A 15,475-nucleotide genomic window follows, 5' to 3' on the forward strand; every position below is an offset into this window, starting at 1 on the left:
ACCGCGGCGAACGCTGCGGCGAGCTGTTTCCATTGCCTCGAGATCTTCACGACAGTCGCGACCTTCCGGGTGGCGTACATGCGGGCAGAGCTGATGGCAGAGCTGCCGGACACCCTACGACCCGTGACGGTCCGGTCCGGGTAACCCGCCGTCGGCAGGCGCGTCGCGGCCCGGCGCTTCGGGGTGCACCCGGTGGCCGATAGGCTGACCAACCGTGGATACCGCTTCGCTGACCGGCAAGGAACTCGCCGCCGCCATCAACGCCGACTCGAAACAGCGCGCCGCCGCGCTCACCGACGCGGGCACCGCGCCCACGTTGGCGCTGGTCGTCGCCAACGACGACCCGGCCAGTGCCTGGTACGTGAACTCCCTGCGCAAGGCCGCCGAACGGCTCGGCATCGCCTGCGAGAAGATCGATCTGGGCGCCGACGCGACCGCCGAGCGGATCCGCGCGGAACTCGATGCCCGCAGCGCCGACCCGGCCACCGACGCGATCATGCTGCAGACCCCGCTGCCCGCGGGCGTCAGCCTCGACGACGTGAGCTCCGCGATCGCCGCGAGCAAGGACGTCGACGGTGTGAGCCCGCTGTCACTCGGCCTGCTCGCCTCCGGCCTCGACGGGTTCGTCCCCGCCACCTCCGAGGCGGTCGTGGAGCTGCTGAAGCATCACTCGATCGCGTTGCAGGGCAAGCTCGTCACCGTGGTCGGCCGCTCCAATATCGTCGGCAAGCCGCTGGCGCAGCTGCTGCTCGCCGAGAACGCCACCGTCACGGTCGCGCACTCACGCACCACGGACCTGGCCGCCGTCACCACGGCCGCCGACATCGTGGTCGCGGCCGCGGGGCGGATCGGTCTGGTCACCGGCAAGCACATCCGTGAGGGCGCCGTGGTGATCGACGTGGGCACCAACGAGGCCGCCGACGGTGGCATCGTGGGTGACGTCGACGCCGCCTCGGTCGACGGCAAGGCCGCCGCACTGAGCCCCGTGCCCGGCGGCGTCGGCCCGGTGACCACCGCGCTGCTCATGCGGCACGTGGTGGTCGCGGCCGAGAAGGCAAGGGCCTGAACACTTTCCGGGGTTAGCGGACCGGCCCGATCGAGGTGATCAGCGTTTTGGCGCCCACCTTGGTCGTGCCGACCAGTTGCGGGTTGTAGACGATCGGCACCTCGTCGGGCCGGTACTCGGTGATCGTCACGAAGTACTGTCCGGCGAAGGCGCCCGGCGTGATGTCGAGGCAGTGTGTGGTACCGACCGGAATGGTGTCGATGCCCGACTGGATCTGCGCGCCCGTGGGCAGCGCGGCGTCACCGGCCACCAGCGTGCGCGCCTGATCGCCGGACCGTGCGACGTAGTAGGCGTGCTGGAAGGCCATGATGGCCGAGACCCCGCTGTCGGTTCCGCCGGGACCGTTGCCACGCACGAGGCTGCCGACCTTTTCGGACGGGCAGTGCCCGACGCCGGGCGCGGGCGCGGCGACGGTCGACAGCGTGGTGCTCGCCGACGTGGAAGCCGGTGCGGGACCGCCGAATTGGAAGTATCCGACACCGATCAGGACCGCCCCGGCTACCGACGCGGCGAGCGGAGCCACCCACCGAGGTGTGCGCCGGCGCTTGGACCGGTCGATCATCCGCGCGAAAACCTCGTCGTCACCGTTGTAGTCGGGTGCCGGACGCGGCTCCCACTCCGCCGTATACCGATCCGACCAGCCGTCACCAGCACCAGCTGGGGCAGCAGGCGATTCGGTCGGTGTCGCCGCCGCTTCCTGCCGGGCCGGCACGGGCGCCGCCGATTCGGACCAGTCCGATTCCGGCTCGGGCCGAGCCGATTCGGACCACGTCGATTCCGGCCGGGCCGATCCCGGTCGAGCCGATCGGTGCCGCCCGGGTTCAGCGGCCGATTCGGGCCGCTCGGATTCCTGCCAGGGAGCTTCCGGCCGAGCGGTTTCCGGTCGAGCCGAGTCGAACCACGACGACGCGGGCCACGTCGATGCCGATCGTGCCGAGGTGGACGATTCCCATTCGCCCTGCGCGTCAGCCGGTTCGGGTGCGGGGAAGTCGGCGCCGACGATGGGCAGCTTGTCGGTGTCGGGTCCGTTGTTCGGCAAGATGAACGGCGTATCGACTTGGCCCGCACCGGGATCCATCGGCCCACCCACGATCGGGAGCCTATCGGTGGCGAAGGCGTCGCGCACGGGTACCGGAGCCGACAGCGAGACGACCGGAATACCGGCGGGCGTGGTCGGCCCGCCCTCTATCCGGTGCCGGGCACCGGTTCCCGAGGTGCCTGCCTCGCGGCTGCGGCGCCGTGGCAGGGCACCTCGGAGCGGAACACCAGCCGATCCCGGGTCCTGCTGTCGAGCCCCGATCGGTCTGCGCGCTTCCGGTCGATCCATCGCCCCACCTTCATCAGGCTTCCGCCGTCAGGGAATGTCCCGCAACGATTTCATTACGGGCACGATACTGCCCTGACGCCGTGTTCGCCGAATGCGCGGGCGATGAGCGCGTCACCAGTGGATATAGACCTGGTCGCCGATGCCGACGTTCTCGTAGTACCAGGCGGCGTTCTCGGGTGAGAGATTGATGCAGCCGTGGCTCACGTTGGCGTTACCCTGCGAGTCCACCGACCACGGCGCCGAGTGCACCATCACGCCACCCCAGGTCAGGCGCACGGCGTACTCACCGTCGATGATGTAGCCCTCCGGGTCGTCGAGCGGGATACCGATGGTGCGCGAATCGAACACCACCGCCCGGTCCTTCTCCAGCACACTGAAGGTGCCGGTGGGCGTCTCGAATCCGGGTTTGCCCATGGACGCGGGCATCACGCGTGTCTCGCCGTTGGCGGTCACCGTGAAGGTGTGGTTCGACAGGTCCGCTTCGGCATAGGTTCCGCCACCGTACTGGGTGCGCTGGTCCCCGATCAGATCCGCGGACGCGGCTCCCGACCAGGACGCGGCCAGTAGTGCCGCCATGATCGCGACGAACAGAAAACGAAGTGCGTTTCTCATAAACGCCACCCCTTCGGTCACTCGTAGGCGTCTCCCGAGTCTAGGCGTCCATGATCAACTGGACCTCTCGAAGTGGTAACGGCCTACGGGTCGATCGGAGTGTCGGCTTGTGCTCAGCCGCGCACGACGTGCAGGACCTGGGCGTGCAGCGCGTCGGCGCGTGCGGCGATGGTCTCCACCCGCACCAGTGCTGCTGCGAAATCGTCACCCAGTTCGGCGGGCAGCGAGGCCACATTGATCTCGATATTGAGCTGCGAACTCTGCGCGGCGGCGCGGGCGGCGTCGGCGGCGGCACCGATGTCGGTGACCACATTCGGGTTGCCGATCGGCAGCAGTTCCCCTGCGAGGGAGAGGATTTCGTCGGCCTCGTCGACCACGGCGGCGGGTACCCGGGCGGCCTCGACGAGGGCGGCGTTGATCGCGGCGGTGCGCTCGGCGACCTGGTCGTCGGTGTCCTTGGGCAGCTTGTAGGCGGCGCCGACGGCGGTGAACGCGGCCGCGTCGGCATCGGCCAGCGCCAGCGAGCGGGCGCGGGCGGCGTCGGCGGCCTCGATGATCCGGTCGATCACCGGCCGGTTCTCGGCGTCCTTGGCCCGGGTGGTGTAGCGCGCGACCATCGCGACCAGTGCCGCGGCCTGGGCGACGTGCAGTGCGGCCACCGCGCCACCGCCGGGGGCGGGCACCTTGGCGGCCAGCTCCGACAGATAGTGCTCCAGGGTCACGTCACCGAAGGAGGGTGCGGTCTGCTGCGGTGACACGGTGGGCTGCGACACGACGTGGTGGCCTTTCGACGGGGATTGCTACCCCTCAACGCTACCGCGTGCCCACCCGCGCACCCCGCCCGACCAGCGGGTGTGCGCACGGACCGACCGGTCGGGGTGCGTCCGTGGGTCCGGGTCTATGTTGGGTGCATGCGGATCGGATTGAGCATCAACTACTCGGGCGGTTTCAAGGAGGTGGCGGCCGAGGTCGCCGACCTGGAACGGGCAGGCCTCGACGTCGTCTTCGTGCCGGAGGCGTACTCGTTCGACGCGGTGAGCGCGCTGGGCTTCCTGGCCGCGCGCACCGAGCGGGTGCAGCTGGCCTCCGGCATCCTGCAGCTCTACACCCGTACCCCCAGCCTCACCGCGATGACGGCGGCGGGCCTGGACTTCGTCTCCGACGGCCGGTTCATCCTCGGCATCGGCGCGTCCGGCCCGCAGGTGATCGAGGGCTTCCACGGCGTGCCCTACGACGCCCCGATCGGGCGCACCCGCGAGCTGATCGAGATCTGCCGCAAGGTGTGGCGCCGCGAGAAGCTCAACTACCAGGGCAAGTACTACCAGATCCCGCTGCCCGCCGACCGGGGCACCGGCCTGGGCAAAGAGCTCAAGCTCATCAATCACCCGGTGCGCGAGAACATTCCGGTGCTGCTGGCCGCGCTCGGCCCCAAGAACGTGGAGCTGGCCGCCGAACTCGCCGAGGGCTGGCAGCCGATCTTCTTCCTGCCGGAGAAGGCGAACGATGTCTGGGGTGACGCGCTGGCCGCGGGCAAGGCCAAGCGCGATCCGTCGCTGGGCGACCTCGAGGTGTACGCCGGTCCCGCGCTGGCGATCGGCGAGAACGTCACGCCGCTGCTGGAGTTCGTGAAGCCGCACCTGGCGCTCTACATCGGCGGCATGGGCGCCAAGGGCAAGAACTTCTACCACACCCTGGCCACCAAGTACGGCTACGGTGAGGCCGCCGACCGCATCCAGGAGCTGTACCTGGCCGGCGACAAGCAGGCCGCTGCGGCCGCGGTGCCCGACGACCTGGTGCGCGATGTGTCGCTGATCGGGCCCGAGGGCTTCGTCAAGGACCGCATCGCCGCCTTCGCCGAGGCCGGGGTCACCACGCTCAACGTCACCCCGATCGCCGAGAACGCGGCGGGGCGGATCAAGCTGATCGAGCAGCTGCGCGGCCTCTGCTGACCCATCACAACGCGACGCGCCGCATCACGGACGACTCCGGGACGCGGCGCGTCTGCGTCGGTGGACTACGCGGTCACGACCGCAGCGACGCCAGGGCGTCGGCGAGGGTGGTGTGCATGGCGAACACCTGGTCCAGGCTGGTCATCTTCAGCTGACGGCTGGTTGCCGGCCCGTCGGCGACCACCGCGATGGCGGTGTCGTCGCCCGCGCGTTGGTGCGCGGCGACCAGCGTGGCCATGCCCGCCGAGGCGAGGAACCCGACCGCGGTCAGGTCGATCACCAGGGTCGCGGGCTTGTCGGCGAGGATGGCCTCGATGGCGGCGTCGAGGGCGGGCGCGGTCGCCAAGTCGACCTCACCGGTCACCGTCAGGACCGTGACGCCGTCGTGTACCGCCGTCGTGGTGGTCATCGTGTCCGTGAGTGGATAAGCGTCTCCGGGTGTGTTGGTCACCGATCAACAACACACAACTTCGCCCGAATACGCAAGCCGTTGCCCCGATCGCTGTCTGCGCACCGGTGCGCCACCGGGTGCCCGCGCCCCGGTCGTGACCGCCATCGATCCGGCGGAAACGGCGGCGTGCGGTGCGTCACGATCGACGGCGGATGGGCATCGTCGCGGGCCCCGCGCGGGGGTGGCCGCACCGACGGGCGCGGTCGTCGTACTGTGTGGGCGTGAACATCGATGTGACGCCGTTACCGGGAATCGGCGTGTGCAAGGACTTTCCGCTGGCGGAGGCCCGCCGCCGGATCGGCGTGATCGAACACCGTGACGGCACTGTCGATCTGGTCGTGTCCCGTGCCGGTGACGCCGAGACCAAGACCTCGATCCCGTTGTCCAGCACCGAGATCGGTGTGCTGGCGGGGTTGCTCGGTGCGCCGCAGGTGGTGCAGAAGAAGGCCGACTCGCTCGGTGTCGACGATCTGTCGACCAGGCAGTTCGCCATCGATCGCGGCAGCCCGTTCGACGGGCGCCCGCTGCGCGACACCGCCATGCGCACCCGCACCAAGGCCTCGGTGGTCGCGGTGGTCCGCGCGGGGGAGGTGACCCCTTCGCCGGGAACCGATTTCGTCTTCGTCGCCGGGGACCTCGTGGTGGTCGTCGGCACCGGCAAGGGCCTCGAGGCTGCCGGAAAATTGCTCGACGCGGGCTGACGAGCCGTGGCGATAGTAAAGAGAAGGTAAGGTATCGCCTAGCTGAGGTTAGGTGATCCCATGAATGTTGAAGTCACATCCCTGCCCGGAATCGGTGTCAGGAAAGAGTTCTCGCTGACCAAGGTGGCTCGGCGCATCGGCGTCGTCGACCACCGCGACGGTGGCACCGATCTGATCTTCACCAAGATCGACGACCCCGACACCACCGTGCAGGTCCCGCTCTCCGACGGCGAAGCGCGCACGCTCGCCAGCCTGCTCGGTGCCCCGCGACTCGTCGCGCAACTGCAGGAGGAACACCGCGATCTCGACGGTGTGAGCACCCGGTCGCTGCCGGTGCTCCCCGATTCGCCCTACGCGGGCCGCCGCCTCGGCGAGACGGAGATGCGGACCCGGACACTGGCCTCCATCGTCGCGGTGCTGCGCGCCGGTCAGGTCCACCCCTCGCCCGGACCGGAGTTCGGTTTCCTCGGGGGCGACATGGTCGTCATCGTCGGTACGACCGCCGGGCTCGACGCTGCCGCTTCGATCCTGTCCGACGGCTGAGCCCGTGCAGATCAGTGGAACAACGCTGGCGCTGATCCAGCTGGGGGCTGTGTTCTTCGGATTGGGTGTGCTCGGGCGCATCGCGGGCCGCATCGGCCTGTCACCCATTCCGCTCTATCTGCTCGGGGGGCTGCTCTTCGGCACCGGCGGCCTGATCGAGCTGCACGAGGTGGAGGAGTTCATTCACATCGCCAGCGAGATCGGTGTGGTGCTGCTGCTGTTGCTGCTCGGTTTGGAGTACACCGCGGGTGAATTGGTCACCGGCATGCGCAAGTCGTGGATCGCCGGTCTGCTCGACCTGGTCCTCAATGCCACGCCGGGCGTGATCGTCGCGCTGTGGCTGGGGCTCGGACCGACCGGTGCCATCGCGATGGCGGGCGTCACCTACATCTCCTCCTCGGGCATCGTCGCCAAGGTGCTCAACGACCTGGGCAGGCTCGGTAACCGCGAGACACCGGTGGTGCTGTCGATCCTGGTGTTCGAGGACCTGGCGATGGCGATCTACCTGCCGGTGCTCACCGCCGTACTGGCGGGTGTCGGCTTCATGGCCGGGCTCACCACCGTCGGTATCGCGCTGGTCGCGGTGACGCTGGTGCTCATCGTCGCGCTGAAGTACGGCCGGTACGTGTCGGCGATCGTGGCCAGTGAGGACCGCGAGATCTTCCTGCTCAAACTGCTCGGTTCGGCGCTGCTGGTGGCCGGGGTCGCCTCGGCGGTGCAGGTGTCGGCCGCGGTCGGCGCGTTCCTGCTCGGCATCGCGATCTCGGGGGCGACCGCGCACGAGGCGACCAAGATCCTCGAACCCCTGCGCGACCTGTTCGCCGCCATGTTCTTCGTCCTGTTCGGCTTGAGCACCGATCCGGCGACCATCCCACCGGTCCTCGGCTGGGCAATCCTGCTGGTCGTGGTCACCACTGTGACGAAGCTGTACACCGGCTGGTGGGCGGCCAAGCGCGCGGGCGCCTCCCAACTGGGCCGGGCCCGCGCGGGTGCTGCCCTGGTCGCGCGCGGCGAGTTCTCCATCGTCATCGCGGGCCTCGCCGTCGCCGCGGGTGCGGTACCCGACAGCTTCGCCGCCCTGGCCACCACGTACGTGCTGCTGATGGCCGTGATGGGACCGATCGCGGCGCGCGTGGTCGAACCGGTGGTCCGGGCGACCGTCGGGCGCAAGTCGAAGGTGCGCATCGATCCGAACGCGGAATGACTCACGGCTCGATCAGACCTGAGCGGATCGCGTAGCGGGTGAGGTCGAGCCGGTCACGCAGGCCGAGTTTCTGCAGGATATTGGCGCGGTGGCGGTCGACGGTCTTCACACTGATGACCAGTTCGGCCGCCACCTCCCGCGCCGAATACCCTTCCGCGATCAACTTGAGCACCTCCTCTTCGCGGGCGGTCAGAATGGTCTCGGGCAGCCGTCCGCCCTGGCGGGCCAGGTGCAGATAGTCGCGGACCAGGGCGGTGACCGCACCCGGGTACAGGAACGATTCGCCACGCATCGTCGCCCGGCAGGCCTCGATGAGGTCGCGGTCGGCGACCGATTTGAGCACGTACCCGGAGGCGCCCGCCTTGAGCGACTCGAAGAAGTACTGCTCGTTGTCGTACATCGACAGCATCAGCATGCGGACACCCGGATGCGCGCGGGTGATCTCGCGCGCCGCCTGGATGCCGGTCATCCTCGGCATCGCGATGTCGAGGATCACCAGGTCGACGATTTCGCCGGCGAGGGCGGTCACCGCGTCGTAGCCGTTGGCCGCCTCGGCGACCACGGTGAGGTCGGGTTCGTTGTCGAGGATCAGCCGTAGCCCGCTGCGTACCAGGGCGTGGTCGTCGGCGAGCAGGATCCGGATGGGGGCGCTCATACCGGTTCTCCGACGTGTGCCTCGCGGTGAACCGGGACGACCAGTTCCACTGTGGTGCCGGCGTCGTCGGATGCGGTGATCGTGAGCGTCGCGTCGACGAGCATGGCGCGTTCGCGCATCCCCCGGATTCCGGCGCCCTCGGTGACCACCCCACCACACCCGTTGTCGTGCACGCGAAGCACCACCGAGTCGTCGTGGCCGGCGAGTCGCAGGCTCACCTGGTCGGCGCCCGAGTGGCGCAGCACGTTGGTCAGGCTCTCCTGAGCGATGCGATAGCAGACGAGTTCGACCGCGGGGTCGAGCCTGCTGATCGACGGGTCGACCTCACGGTGCACGGAAATGCCCGCGCTGCGGGTGAACTCGTGGCACAGCGCGGTGACGGCACTGTGCAGCCCGAGGTCGTCGAGCACGTCGGGTCGCAATCGTGACGCGATACCGCGCACCTCGTCGAGACATCCGCGCACCGTTTCCTGGGCGTCGGTCACCTCGTCCCGCAATTCCTCCGGCGCGCGGTCCACGACCCGTTTCAGCCGCAACAACGCCACGGTCAGGCTCTGGCCGATCTCGTCGTGCAGTTCGCGGGCGATCCGCTGACGCTCACCTTCCTGTGCGGCGAGTGCCGTGGCTCCGGCCGCCGATCGCTCGGCCTCGAGCCGGTCGAGCATCGCGTTGAAGGTCTCGATCAGCCGGTGGAAGTCGCCACTGGCGCGCCGGTCGAAACGCACCGCGCGTCGTGGCGGGTCGACGCGGCGCATGGCCGTGACCAGTTCGTCCAGGGGCGCCAGGCTGGTGCGCAACGCCAGCGCGTTGGCGGTGAGGATCACCGCGAGGCCGATCACCAGCACCGGCACCTCTGTCAAGCGCAGCCGGGCCGACACGGTGGCGGGGGAGAGCGCGAGGATCAGCGTGCCGAGCGTGAACACCACACCGTTGAGCAGACAGATCCGCCAGAACAGCGCCGTCACCGGCGTGCGCTGCTCCCGTTCTGCTCGCACCCTCGCGAGACGCTTCATAGCTTCCAGCATGCTGACGAGCCCGGCCGCTGTCCATCGGGTGCGACACCCATCCGTGCCTGCGCACGACCGCCGGATCGGCACCGGAAATGGGTGCCCGCGCCGATGGTCGCCTGCCCGCGGGCGCACCAGACTCGAATCCGCACGCACTCGATCGTGTCAGGGGAAGGACCGCCCGGGATGGATACCGACAGGACGACGATCCCCGGCACCGGGGTGCTGCACCATTTCCGCACCGGTCGCGGCATCGACTTCGCGCTGCTCACCGAGTCGTCCGGCGGGCGCAGGCTGCTCGTGTACGCCCCCGGCAGTGACGAGCCGAGCGTCGACCTCGCGCTCGAACCCGAGGAAGCCGACCACGTGGCCGAGCTGATGCACACCAGTCCCCTCGCCGATCGGTTGACCAGGCTCGAGCAGCGGGTCGATCGGCTCGCCGGACAGCGGGCCGAGCCGTGAGCACCGTCGAATCACCCCGGAGCCGAGCCATGCGCGCACGCGATATCGCGATGAACCTGCCGACCGTTCGCATCACCGACCCGGTGGCCCGCGCGGTGCGGGTGATGGTCGTCAACCGTTTGCCCGGCCTGGTCGTGGTCGACGCCGAGGACCGACCGGTGGCCGTGCTGCCCGGCACCCAAGTGCTCCGCCTGGCGATCCCGGCGTCGTATCAGGACGACACCACCCTGGTCCGCACGATCGACGAGGTGCACGCCGACCTGTTCTGGCAGGAACCAGGCAGCCTCACCGTCGGCGACTGCCTGGCCGACGGCGCCCCACGACCGGCCACCGTCACCCCGGACGCCACCCTGCTCGAGATCGCGATCCTGATGGCGCGCAAGCACAGTCCGCTCATCGCGGTCGTGGACCGGGCCCGCACCCTGTGCGGGGCGATCACCCTCGAACGGTTGCTGACCAGTCTCGCCCTCGCCGGCCCCGGCGACTGATCGGCGCCGACGATGGCCGCCGTCCTCGCCGTGACCATCTTCGTGGTGGCGTTCTTCTTCATCGCCACGGAGCGCGCCGACAAGGTCAAAACCGTGCTGATCGCCGCGGGACTGATGGCGGTGCTGGGACTGATCCCCGGTGAGAAGGTGTTCTTCTCCCCGCACGAGGGCATCGACTGGAACGTCATCTTCCTGCTGCTCGGCATGATGATCATCGTCGGCGTCGTCAAGCAGACGGGGCTGTTCGACTACCTGGCGATCTGGTCGGCCAAGCGCTCGCGCGGCAATCCCTACCGGCTGATGGTGATGCTCATGCTGATCACCGCCGTGGCCTCACCGTTCCTCGACAATGTCACCATCATCATGCTGGTCGCCCCGGTGACGCTGGTGGTGTGCCGCAGGCTCGGTATCAGCGCCCAGCCCTTCCTGATCGCGGAGGTGCTCGCCGCCAACATCGGTGGCGCGGCGACGCTGATCGGCGACCCACCCAATATCATCATCGCCAGCCGGGCGGGGTTGAGCTTCAACGACTTCCTGGTGCACATGGCCCCGATCGTGGTGCTGGTCTTCGCGCTGTTCGTGCTGTTCACGCGGGTGTTGTTCCGTTCGGCGCTGCGTACCGACCCGGACTCGGTGGAGGCCGTGCTCGCCCTGCGGGAGCGGCGCGCGATCCGTGACCCGAGACTGCTCGTGCGATCGCTGATCGTGCTGGCCGCGGTGGTGGCCGGGTTCTGCCTGCACAGCGTGGTGCACGTGGCGCCATCGGTGATCGCACTCGTGGGTGCGGGCGTGATGGTGCTGGTGTCCGGACTCGACATCGGGGACATCCTGCACGAAGTGGAATGGCCGACGCTGGTGTTCTTCATGGGCCTGTTCGTGATGGTCGCCGGCCTGGTGCACACCGGGGTGATCGCCGCGGTCGGCGCGGCGGCGAGCGCATGGGTCGGCGACGACTATTTCCTCGCCGCCACCGCACTCGTCTTCGGGTCCGCGCTGCTCGGTGCCTTCGTGGACAACATCCCGTATACCGCGACCATGGCACCGGTCGTGGAGGGCATCGTGGCGGATGCCCCCGACCCCGAGACCGCGCGCTCGCTGTGGTGGGCGTTCGCGCTCGGCGCCGACTTCGGCGGCAACGGCACGGCCGTCGCGGCCAGCGCCAATGTCGTCGCGCTCGGCATCGCCGCGCGGGCAGGCCAGCGAATCAGCTTCTGGCAGTTCACGAAATACGGCGCGGTCGTCACCGTGTTCAGCTGCGTCATCGCCTGGGCCTACGTCGGTGTGCGCTACTTCTGAAAGACGCGCCGGGTGACGAGGCGGTGCAGGAGTCGGGCGGCGGTGCGGGCGGTGCGGTTGTCGATATCCAGCCCCGGGTTGAGTTCGGCGACGTCGGCGACCACGAGCTTGCCGCTCGCGGCGACCTGGTCGCAGACGGCCTGCACGATCGGCAGCGCGACACCGAATGCGGCGGGCGCGCTGACACCCGGCGCGACCGCGGCGGGCAGGACGTCGAGATCGATCGTGAGATACAGCAGGTCGATGTCGGCGAGAAAGTCCGCGACGAAGGTTTCGGCACGCTCGGCGGTGCAGTCGTCGTCGAGCAGATAGCGCACGCCGAACCGATCGGCGGTGTCGAACAGGATCGTCGTGTTGGCCGGCTGGCTGATCCCGAGCACCGCGTACCGCACGTCGGCGCCGGATTCGAGGATCTGCCGGAACGGGGTTCCCGAGCTGGGTACCTGGTCCGAACGCAGATCGAAATGCGCGTCCAGATTCAGGATTCCGATGATGGCGCCACTGGCGCACTCGGCACCTGCCAGGCCGAGGTAGGTGCCGAAGGCGACCTCGTGGCCGCCCCCGAGCACGATCGGGAAGGCACCCGCGTCCAGCAGCGCGGTCACGGTGTCGCCGATCCTGCGCTGGCCGTCCTCGAGCCGCTGATCGGTGACCGCGATCGTGCCCGCGTCGAACGCGCGCACCGGGGCAGGCAGTGCCATCGGCGAGAGCGCGCGGCGCAGGGCGTCGGGCCCGTCGGCGGCGCCCGGCCGTCCCTTGTTGCGGCGCACGCCTTCGTCACTGGCGAAGCCGACGAACACGCAGGCGCCGGGGTCGACGCCGGGTTCATAGGGTGCGACGGCCTGATGCCAGCGCAGATGCTCGGGTGACGTGCCGTCGACGCGGCCGGTCCAGGACTTCATAGGGGACACCTCAGTTCGATGCGAGCACGCCGCCGCGCCACACCTGGCGCACGAGCGGAACGCCGGGACGGTAGGCCAGATGCAGATGTGACGGCGCGTCCAACGCGACGGCGTCGGCCCGCATGCCGGGGGAGAGGGCGCCGATATCGCCGCGCCGCAACGCTTTCGCCCCACCCGCCGTCGCCGCCCAGACCGCCTCGTCCGGTGTCATGCGCAGCTCACGCACGGCCAGGGCGATACAGAACGGCAGGCTGGTGGTGTAGCTCGTGCCCGGGTTGCAGTCGGCGCCGAGGGCAACGGTGACCCCGGCGTCGAGCAGCGCACGCGCATCGGGATAGCTGTTGCGCGTGCAGAAGTCGGCGCTGGGCAGCAGCGTCGCCACGGTGTCGCTGTTCGCGAGCGCATCGATATCGGCGGCGCTGACATGGGCGACGTGATCGACCGACGCGGCCCCCAGTTCGACGGCGAGCTGCACGCCCGGCCCCTGGTGCAGCTGATTGCCGTGCACGCGCGGCACCAGCCCGTGCGCGATGCCCGCACTGAGGACGGCATGCGACTGGTCCCGGTCGAAGGCGCCCTGCTCGCAGAACACGTCGATCCACCGGGCCTCGGGCGCGCAACGCGGAATCATCTCCGCACACACCATGGTCACGTAATCGTCCGCGCACCCGGCGTATTCGGGCGGCGGAACGTGCGCGGCAAGCAAGGTCACCTCGTCGGTGTGGCGGCCCGCGATGCGCACGCTGCGCCATTCGTCGTCCACGGTCTGGCCGTAACCGCTCTTGATCTCGACCGTGGTGCTGCCTGCCCGCAGCGACTCGGCGAGCAGCCGCCGCACGGTCGCGTCGAGTTGCTCGTCGGTCGCCGCGCGCGTCGCCGCGATCGTCGTGCGGATGCCACCCGCGCCGTAGGGGCGGCCGGACATGCGCGCGGCGAACTCGTCGGCGCGGTCACCGGCGAAGACCAGATGCGAATGCGACTCGACGAAACCGGGCAGCACCGCGCGACCGTCGAGGTCGACCGCCTGATCGGCGGCGGGTGCGTCGGCGCTGTCACCCACCCATACCACCTGCGCGTCGTCGAAGACGACGGCCGCGTCGCGTCGCAGCCCGAGCGGGCCGTTCCCGAGAGCCGGGTCGTTGGTGACGAGGGTGCCGATATCGCGCAGCACGGTGGTTGGCACGGGTTGTCCTCCTGGCGGCGGGCTGTGCGATGGATCACGCCAGCTATGTATATGCCTGTCTATACAGGATAGTCAAGCGCTACGGTGCCAGAGGGTAACTGGACATTGACACGGCTGTATAGACAGGCATATACATGTAGGGGTCGTTGTGACCGGCCCCACAGGCGAAGAGACCGGGCATCACCGGCGACCCTGCGCCCTTTCCGATCCCGGGAGAATGGTTTGAACAAGCCCGCCGCCGCGCTCACCCGCGGCCTCACCGCCCGCCATATCCGTTTCATCGCGCTCGGTTCGGCCATCGGCACCGGCCTGTTCTACGGGTCCGCCGAGGCGATCCACCGGGCAGGTCCCTCGGTGCTGCTGGCGTACCTGATCGGCGGCGCCGCCGTGTTCCTCGTGCTGCGGGCGCTGGGCGAGATGGCGGTGAGCAATCCGGTCGCGGGCTCGTTCGGTGAGTACGCCAGCCAGCACCTCGGCCCGCTCGCGGGCTTCTTCACCGGCTGGACCTACACCTTCGAAATGCTCATCGTGTGTCTGGCCGACGTCACCGCGTTCGGTGTGTACATGGGGTTCTGGTACCCGGACGTGCCACGCTGGGTCTGGGTGCTCTCGGTCATCTTCTTCATCGGCGCGATCAATCTGCTCAGCGTGAAGGTCTTCGGTGAGGTGGAATTCTGGTTCAGCCTGGTCAAGATCGTGGCCATCGTGGCGATGATCGCCGGCGGTATCGCCGTGCTGATCTTCGGCTTCGGCCTCCACGACACCAGCGCGGGCGTGCAGAACCTGTGGGCCGACGGCGGCTTCTTCGCCACCGGAATCGGCGGCTTCATCGCCTGCTTCGCCATCGTGATGTTCGCCTTCGGCGGTACCGAGATCATCGGTATCACCGCGGGCGAGGCCGAGAACCCGCAGCGCACCATCCCGCGCGCGATCAACACCGTGCCCGTGCGCATCATCGTGTTCTACGTGCTCACCCTCGCGGTGATCATGGCGATCGACTCCTGGCGCACCATCGGCGACGAGGGCAGCCCGTTCGTGCAGATCTTCCAGAGCCTGGGCCTCGGGCCCGCCGCGGCGGTGCTCAACGTCGTGGTCATCACGGCCGCGCTGTCGGCGGTCAACAGCGACATCTTCGGTGCGGGCCGGATGATGTACGGCATGGCCCAGCGCGGCCAGGCGCCCGCGGCGATGAAGCGGGTCTCGCGCAACGGGGTGCCGTGGATGACGGTGGTCATCATGACCGTCACCCTGCTGGTGGGCGTACTGCTGAACTACCTGATCCCCGACAGGGTGTTCCTGGTGATCGCCTCGATCGCCACCTTCGCCACCATCTTCGTCTGGCTGATGATCCTGCTCGCGCACCTGCGCTCGCGGCGCGGCATGAGCCCCGAACAGGTCGCCGCACTGAAGTTCCCGGTGCCGCTGTGGCCCTACGGCCAGCTGATCACCATCGCGTTCCTGGTGTTCGTGATCGGGGTCATCGCCTTCGACGCCGACAGTCGGGTGGCCCTGGTGGTCGGTGTGGTGTGGCTCGCGCTGCTCGGTATCGCCTACCGCCTGTGGGTCCGGCCCGCGACCGCCGAACCCGAGCCGGTCGCCGTACCGGCCGACGTCGCCTGAAGTTGCTTG

General features: G+C 69.0%; 16 protein-coding genes and 1 pseudogene. 9 read left to right on the forward strand and 8 right to left on the reverse strand.

What is annotated here, in order from left to right; all coding sequences use genetic code 11:
* Positions 1 to 214: 214 nt before the first annotated feature.
* Positions 215 to 1,066, forward strand: a complete 852-nt coding sequence (locus NI2_RS16950) for a bifunctional 5,10-methylenetetrahydrofolate dehydrogenase/5,10-methenyltetrahydrofolate cyclohydrolase (RefSeq protein ID WP_067491988.1) — start codon at positions 215 to 217, stop codon at positions 1,064 to 1,066.
* 13 nt (positions 1,067 to 1,079) lie between these two features.
* Here NI2_RS16950 and NI2_RS16955 read toward each other — a convergent pair whose 3' ends face one another.
* The 3 genes and pseudogenes from NI2_RS16955 to NI2_RS16965 all read right to left on the reverse strand — a co-directional run bounded on the left by NI2_RS16955 (position 1,080) and on the right by NI2_RS16965 (position 3,778).
* On the reverse strand, positions 1,080 to 2,393 hold the full coding sequence (locus tag NI2_RS16955; protein ID WP_133733769.1) for a DUF8176 domain-containing protein: 1,314 nt from the start codon (positions 2,391 to 2,393) through the stop codon (positions 1,080 to 1,082).
* Between the two features lie 111 nt (positions 2,394 to 2,504).
* A pseudogene (locus tag NI2_RS16960) lies at positions 2,505 to 2,915 on the reverse strand (L,D-transpeptidase); the annotation flags it as partial.
* 203 nt (positions 2,916 to 3,118) lie between these two features.
* Positions 3,119 to 3,778 carry a cyclodeaminase/cyclohydrolase family protein gene (locus NI2_RS16965; RefSeq protein ID WP_084476482.1) on the reverse strand — a complete coding sequence of 220 codons (660 nt, stop codon included), beginning with the start codon at positions 3,776 to 3,778 and terminating at the stop codon, positions 3,119 to 3,121.
* Positions 3,779 to 3,916: 138 nt separating this feature from the next.
* On the opposite strand from NI2_RS16965, the gene NI2_RS16970 reads away from it, so the two are divergent.
* Complete coding sequence (locus NI2_RS16970) at positions 3,917 to 4,954, forward strand: LLM class F420-dependent oxidoreductase (protein ID WP_067491994.1); 1,038 nt, start codon at positions 3,917 to 3,919, stop codon at positions 4,952 to 4,954.
* Between the two features lie 73 nt (positions 4,955 to 5,027).
* Here the strand turns inward: NI2_RS16970 and NI2_RS16975 are convergent, their stop codons facing one another.
* Complete coding sequence (locus NI2_RS16975) at positions 5,028 to 5,363, reverse strand: STAS domain-containing protein (protein ID WP_067492179.1); 336 nt, start codon at positions 5,361 to 5,363, stop codon at positions 5,028 to 5,030.
* A 263-nt stretch (positions 5,364 to 5,626) separates the two neighbouring features.
* Here NI2_RS16975 and NI2_RS16980 point away from each other — a divergent pair, with 263 nt between their 5' ends.
* Genes NI2_RS16980 through NI2_RS16990 form a run of 3 tightly spaced genes read left to right on the forward strand, consistent with a single transcriptional unit; the run spans position 5,627 to position 7,853 of the window.
* The gene (locus tag NI2_RS16980; protein ID WP_067492180.1) at positions 5,627 to 6,106 is read left to right on the forward strand and encodes a cation:proton antiporter regulatory subunit; all 480 of its coding nucleotides are present in this window, start codon (positions 5,627 to 5,629) and stop codon (positions 6,104 to 6,106) included.
* Between the two features lie 60 nt (positions 6,107 to 6,166).
* Positions 6,167 to 6,649: a cation:proton antiporter regulatory subunit gene (locus NI2_RS16985; RefSeq protein ID WP_067491996.1), complete on the forward strand. Its 483-nt coding sequence runs from the start codon at positions 6,167 to 6,169 to the stop codon at positions 6,647 to 6,649.
* 10 nt (positions 6,650 to 6,659) lie between these two features.
* Positions 6,660 to 7,853 (forward strand): cation:proton antiporter, encoded by a 1,194-nt coding sequence (locus NI2_RS16990; RefSeq protein ID WP_133733889.1) that lies wholly within the window; start codon positions 6,660 to 6,662, stop codon positions 7,851 to 7,853.
* A gap of 1 nt (position 7,854) precedes the next feature.
* On the opposite strand, the gene NI2_RS16995 is transcribed toward NI2_RS16990, so the two are convergent.
* Together NI2_RS16995 and NI2_RS17000 are read right to left on the reverse strand one after the other, a co-directional pair.
* Positions 7,855 to 8,508, reverse strand: a complete 654-nt coding sequence (locus NI2_RS16995) for a response regulator (RefSeq protein ID WP_067492001.1) — start codon at positions 8,506 to 8,508, stop codon at positions 7,855 to 7,857.
* Entirely contained in the window at positions 8,505 to 9,521 is a 1,017-nt protein-coding gene (locus NI2_RS17000; protein ID WP_067492181.1) for a sensor histidine kinase, read from the reverse strand. The genes NI2_RS16995 and NI2_RS17000 overlap by 4 nt, the downstream gene beginning before the upstream one ends.
* 180 nt (positions 9,522 to 9,701) lie before the next feature.
* Here NI2_RS17000 and NI2_RS17005 point away from each other — a divergent pair, with 180 nt between their 5' ends.
* The 3 genes from NI2_RS17005 to NI2_RS17015 are packed head-to-tail and all read left to right on the forward strand — an operon-like array spanning position 9,702 to position 11,761.
* A complete protein-coding gene (locus tag NI2_RS17005) occupies positions 9,702 to 9,977 on the forward strand; it encodes a cation:proton antiporter regulatory subunit (protein WP_067492003.1) in 276 nt (91 codons plus the stop codon).
* Between the two features lie 29 nt (positions 9,978 to 10,006).
* Positions 10,007 to 10,465 (forward strand): CBS domain-containing protein, encoded by a 459-nt coding sequence (locus NI2_RS17010; protein WP_067492004.1) that lies wholly within the window; start codon positions 10,007 to 10,009, stop codon positions 10,463 to 10,465.
* Positions 10,466 to 10,477: 12 nt separating this feature from the next.
* Positions 10,478 to 11,761: an ArsB/NhaD family transporter gene (locus tag NI2_RS17015; protein ID WP_067492006.1), complete on the forward strand. Its 1,284-nt coding sequence runs from the start codon at positions 10,478 to 10,480 to the stop codon at positions 11,759 to 11,761.
* Here the strand turns inward: NI2_RS17015 and hutG are convergent.
* Together hutG and hutI are read right to left on the reverse strand one after the other, a co-directional pair.
* The gene (gene hutG, locus NI2_RS17020; RefSeq protein WP_067492008.1) at positions 11,752 to 12,663 is read right to left on the reverse strand and encodes a formimidoylglutamase; all 912 of its coding nucleotides are present in this window, start codon (positions 12,661 to 12,663) and stop codon (positions 11,752 to 11,754) included. The genes NI2_RS17015 and hutG overlap by 10 nt on opposite strands.
* Positions 12,664 to 12,673: 10 nt before the next feature.
* Positions 12,674 to 13,846, reverse strand: a complete 1,173-nt coding sequence (gene hutI, locus NI2_RS17025) for an imidazolonepropionase (protein ID WP_084476483.1) — start codon at positions 13,844 to 13,846, stop codon at positions 12,674 to 12,676.
* A gap of 222 nt (positions 13,847 to 14,068) precedes the next feature.
* Here hutI and NI2_RS17030 point away from each other — a divergent pair, with 222 nt between their 5' ends.
* The gene (locus NI2_RS17030) at positions 14,069 to 15,466 is read left to right on the forward strand and encodes an amino acid permease (protein WP_067492012.1); all 1,398 of its coding nucleotides are present in this window, start codon (positions 14,069 to 14,071) and stop codon (positions 15,464 to 15,466) included.
* Positions 15,467 to 15,475: the final 9 nt, after the last annotated feature.

This window comes from Nocardia ignorata NBRC 108230 (assembly GCF_001612905.1).
GTDB classification, from domain to species: domain Bacteria; phylum Actinomycetota; class Actinomycetes; order Mycobacteriales; family Mycobacteriaceae; genus Nocardia; species Nocardia ignorata.

What these genes read in the sequence shown, in the direction of transcription:
- NI2_RS17015 (WP_067492006.1), top strand. Translation starts at nt 10,478, where the DNA reads ATGGCCGCCGTCCTCGCCGTGACCATCTTCGTGGTGGCGTTCTTCTTC.
- NI2_RS16995 (WP_067492001.1), bottom strand. Translation starts at nt 8,508, where the DNA reads ATGAGCGCCCCCATCCGGATCCTGCTCGCCGACGACCACGCCCTGGTA.
- NI2_RS17010 (WP_067492004.1), top strand. Translation starts at nt 10,007, where the DNA reads ATGCGCGCACGCGATATCGCGATGAACCTGCCGACCGTTCGCATCACC.
- hutG (WP_067492008.1), bottom strand. Translation starts at nt 12,663, where the DNA reads ATGAAGTCCTGGACCGGCCGCGTCGACGGCACGTCACCCGAGCATCTG.
- NI2_RS17000 (WP_067492181.1), bottom strand. Translation starts at nt 9,521, where the DNA reads ATGAAGCGTCTCGCGAGGGTGCGAGCAGAACGGGAGCAGCGCACGCCG.
- NI2_RS16985 (WP_067491996.1), top strand. Translation starts at nt 6,167, where the DNA reads ATGAATGTTGAAGTCACATCCCTGCCCGGAATCGGTGTCAGGAAAGAG.
- NI2_RS16955 (WP_133733769.1), bottom strand. Translation starts at nt 2,393, where the DNA reads ATGGATCGACCGGAAGCGCGCAGACCGATCGGGGCTCGACAGCAGGAC.
- NI2_RS16970 (WP_067491994.1), top strand. Translation starts at nt 3,917, where the DNA reads ATGCGGATCGGATTGAGCATCAACTACTCGGGCGGTTTCAAGGAGGTG.
- NI2_RS17005 (WP_067492003.1), top strand. Translation starts at nt 9,702, where the DNA reads ATGGATACCGACAGGACGACGATCCCCGGCACCGGGGTGCTGCACCAT.
- NI2_RS16975 (WP_067492179.1), bottom strand. Translation starts at nt 5,363, where the DNA reads ATGACCACCACGACGGCGGTACACGACGGCGTCACGGTCCTGACGGTG.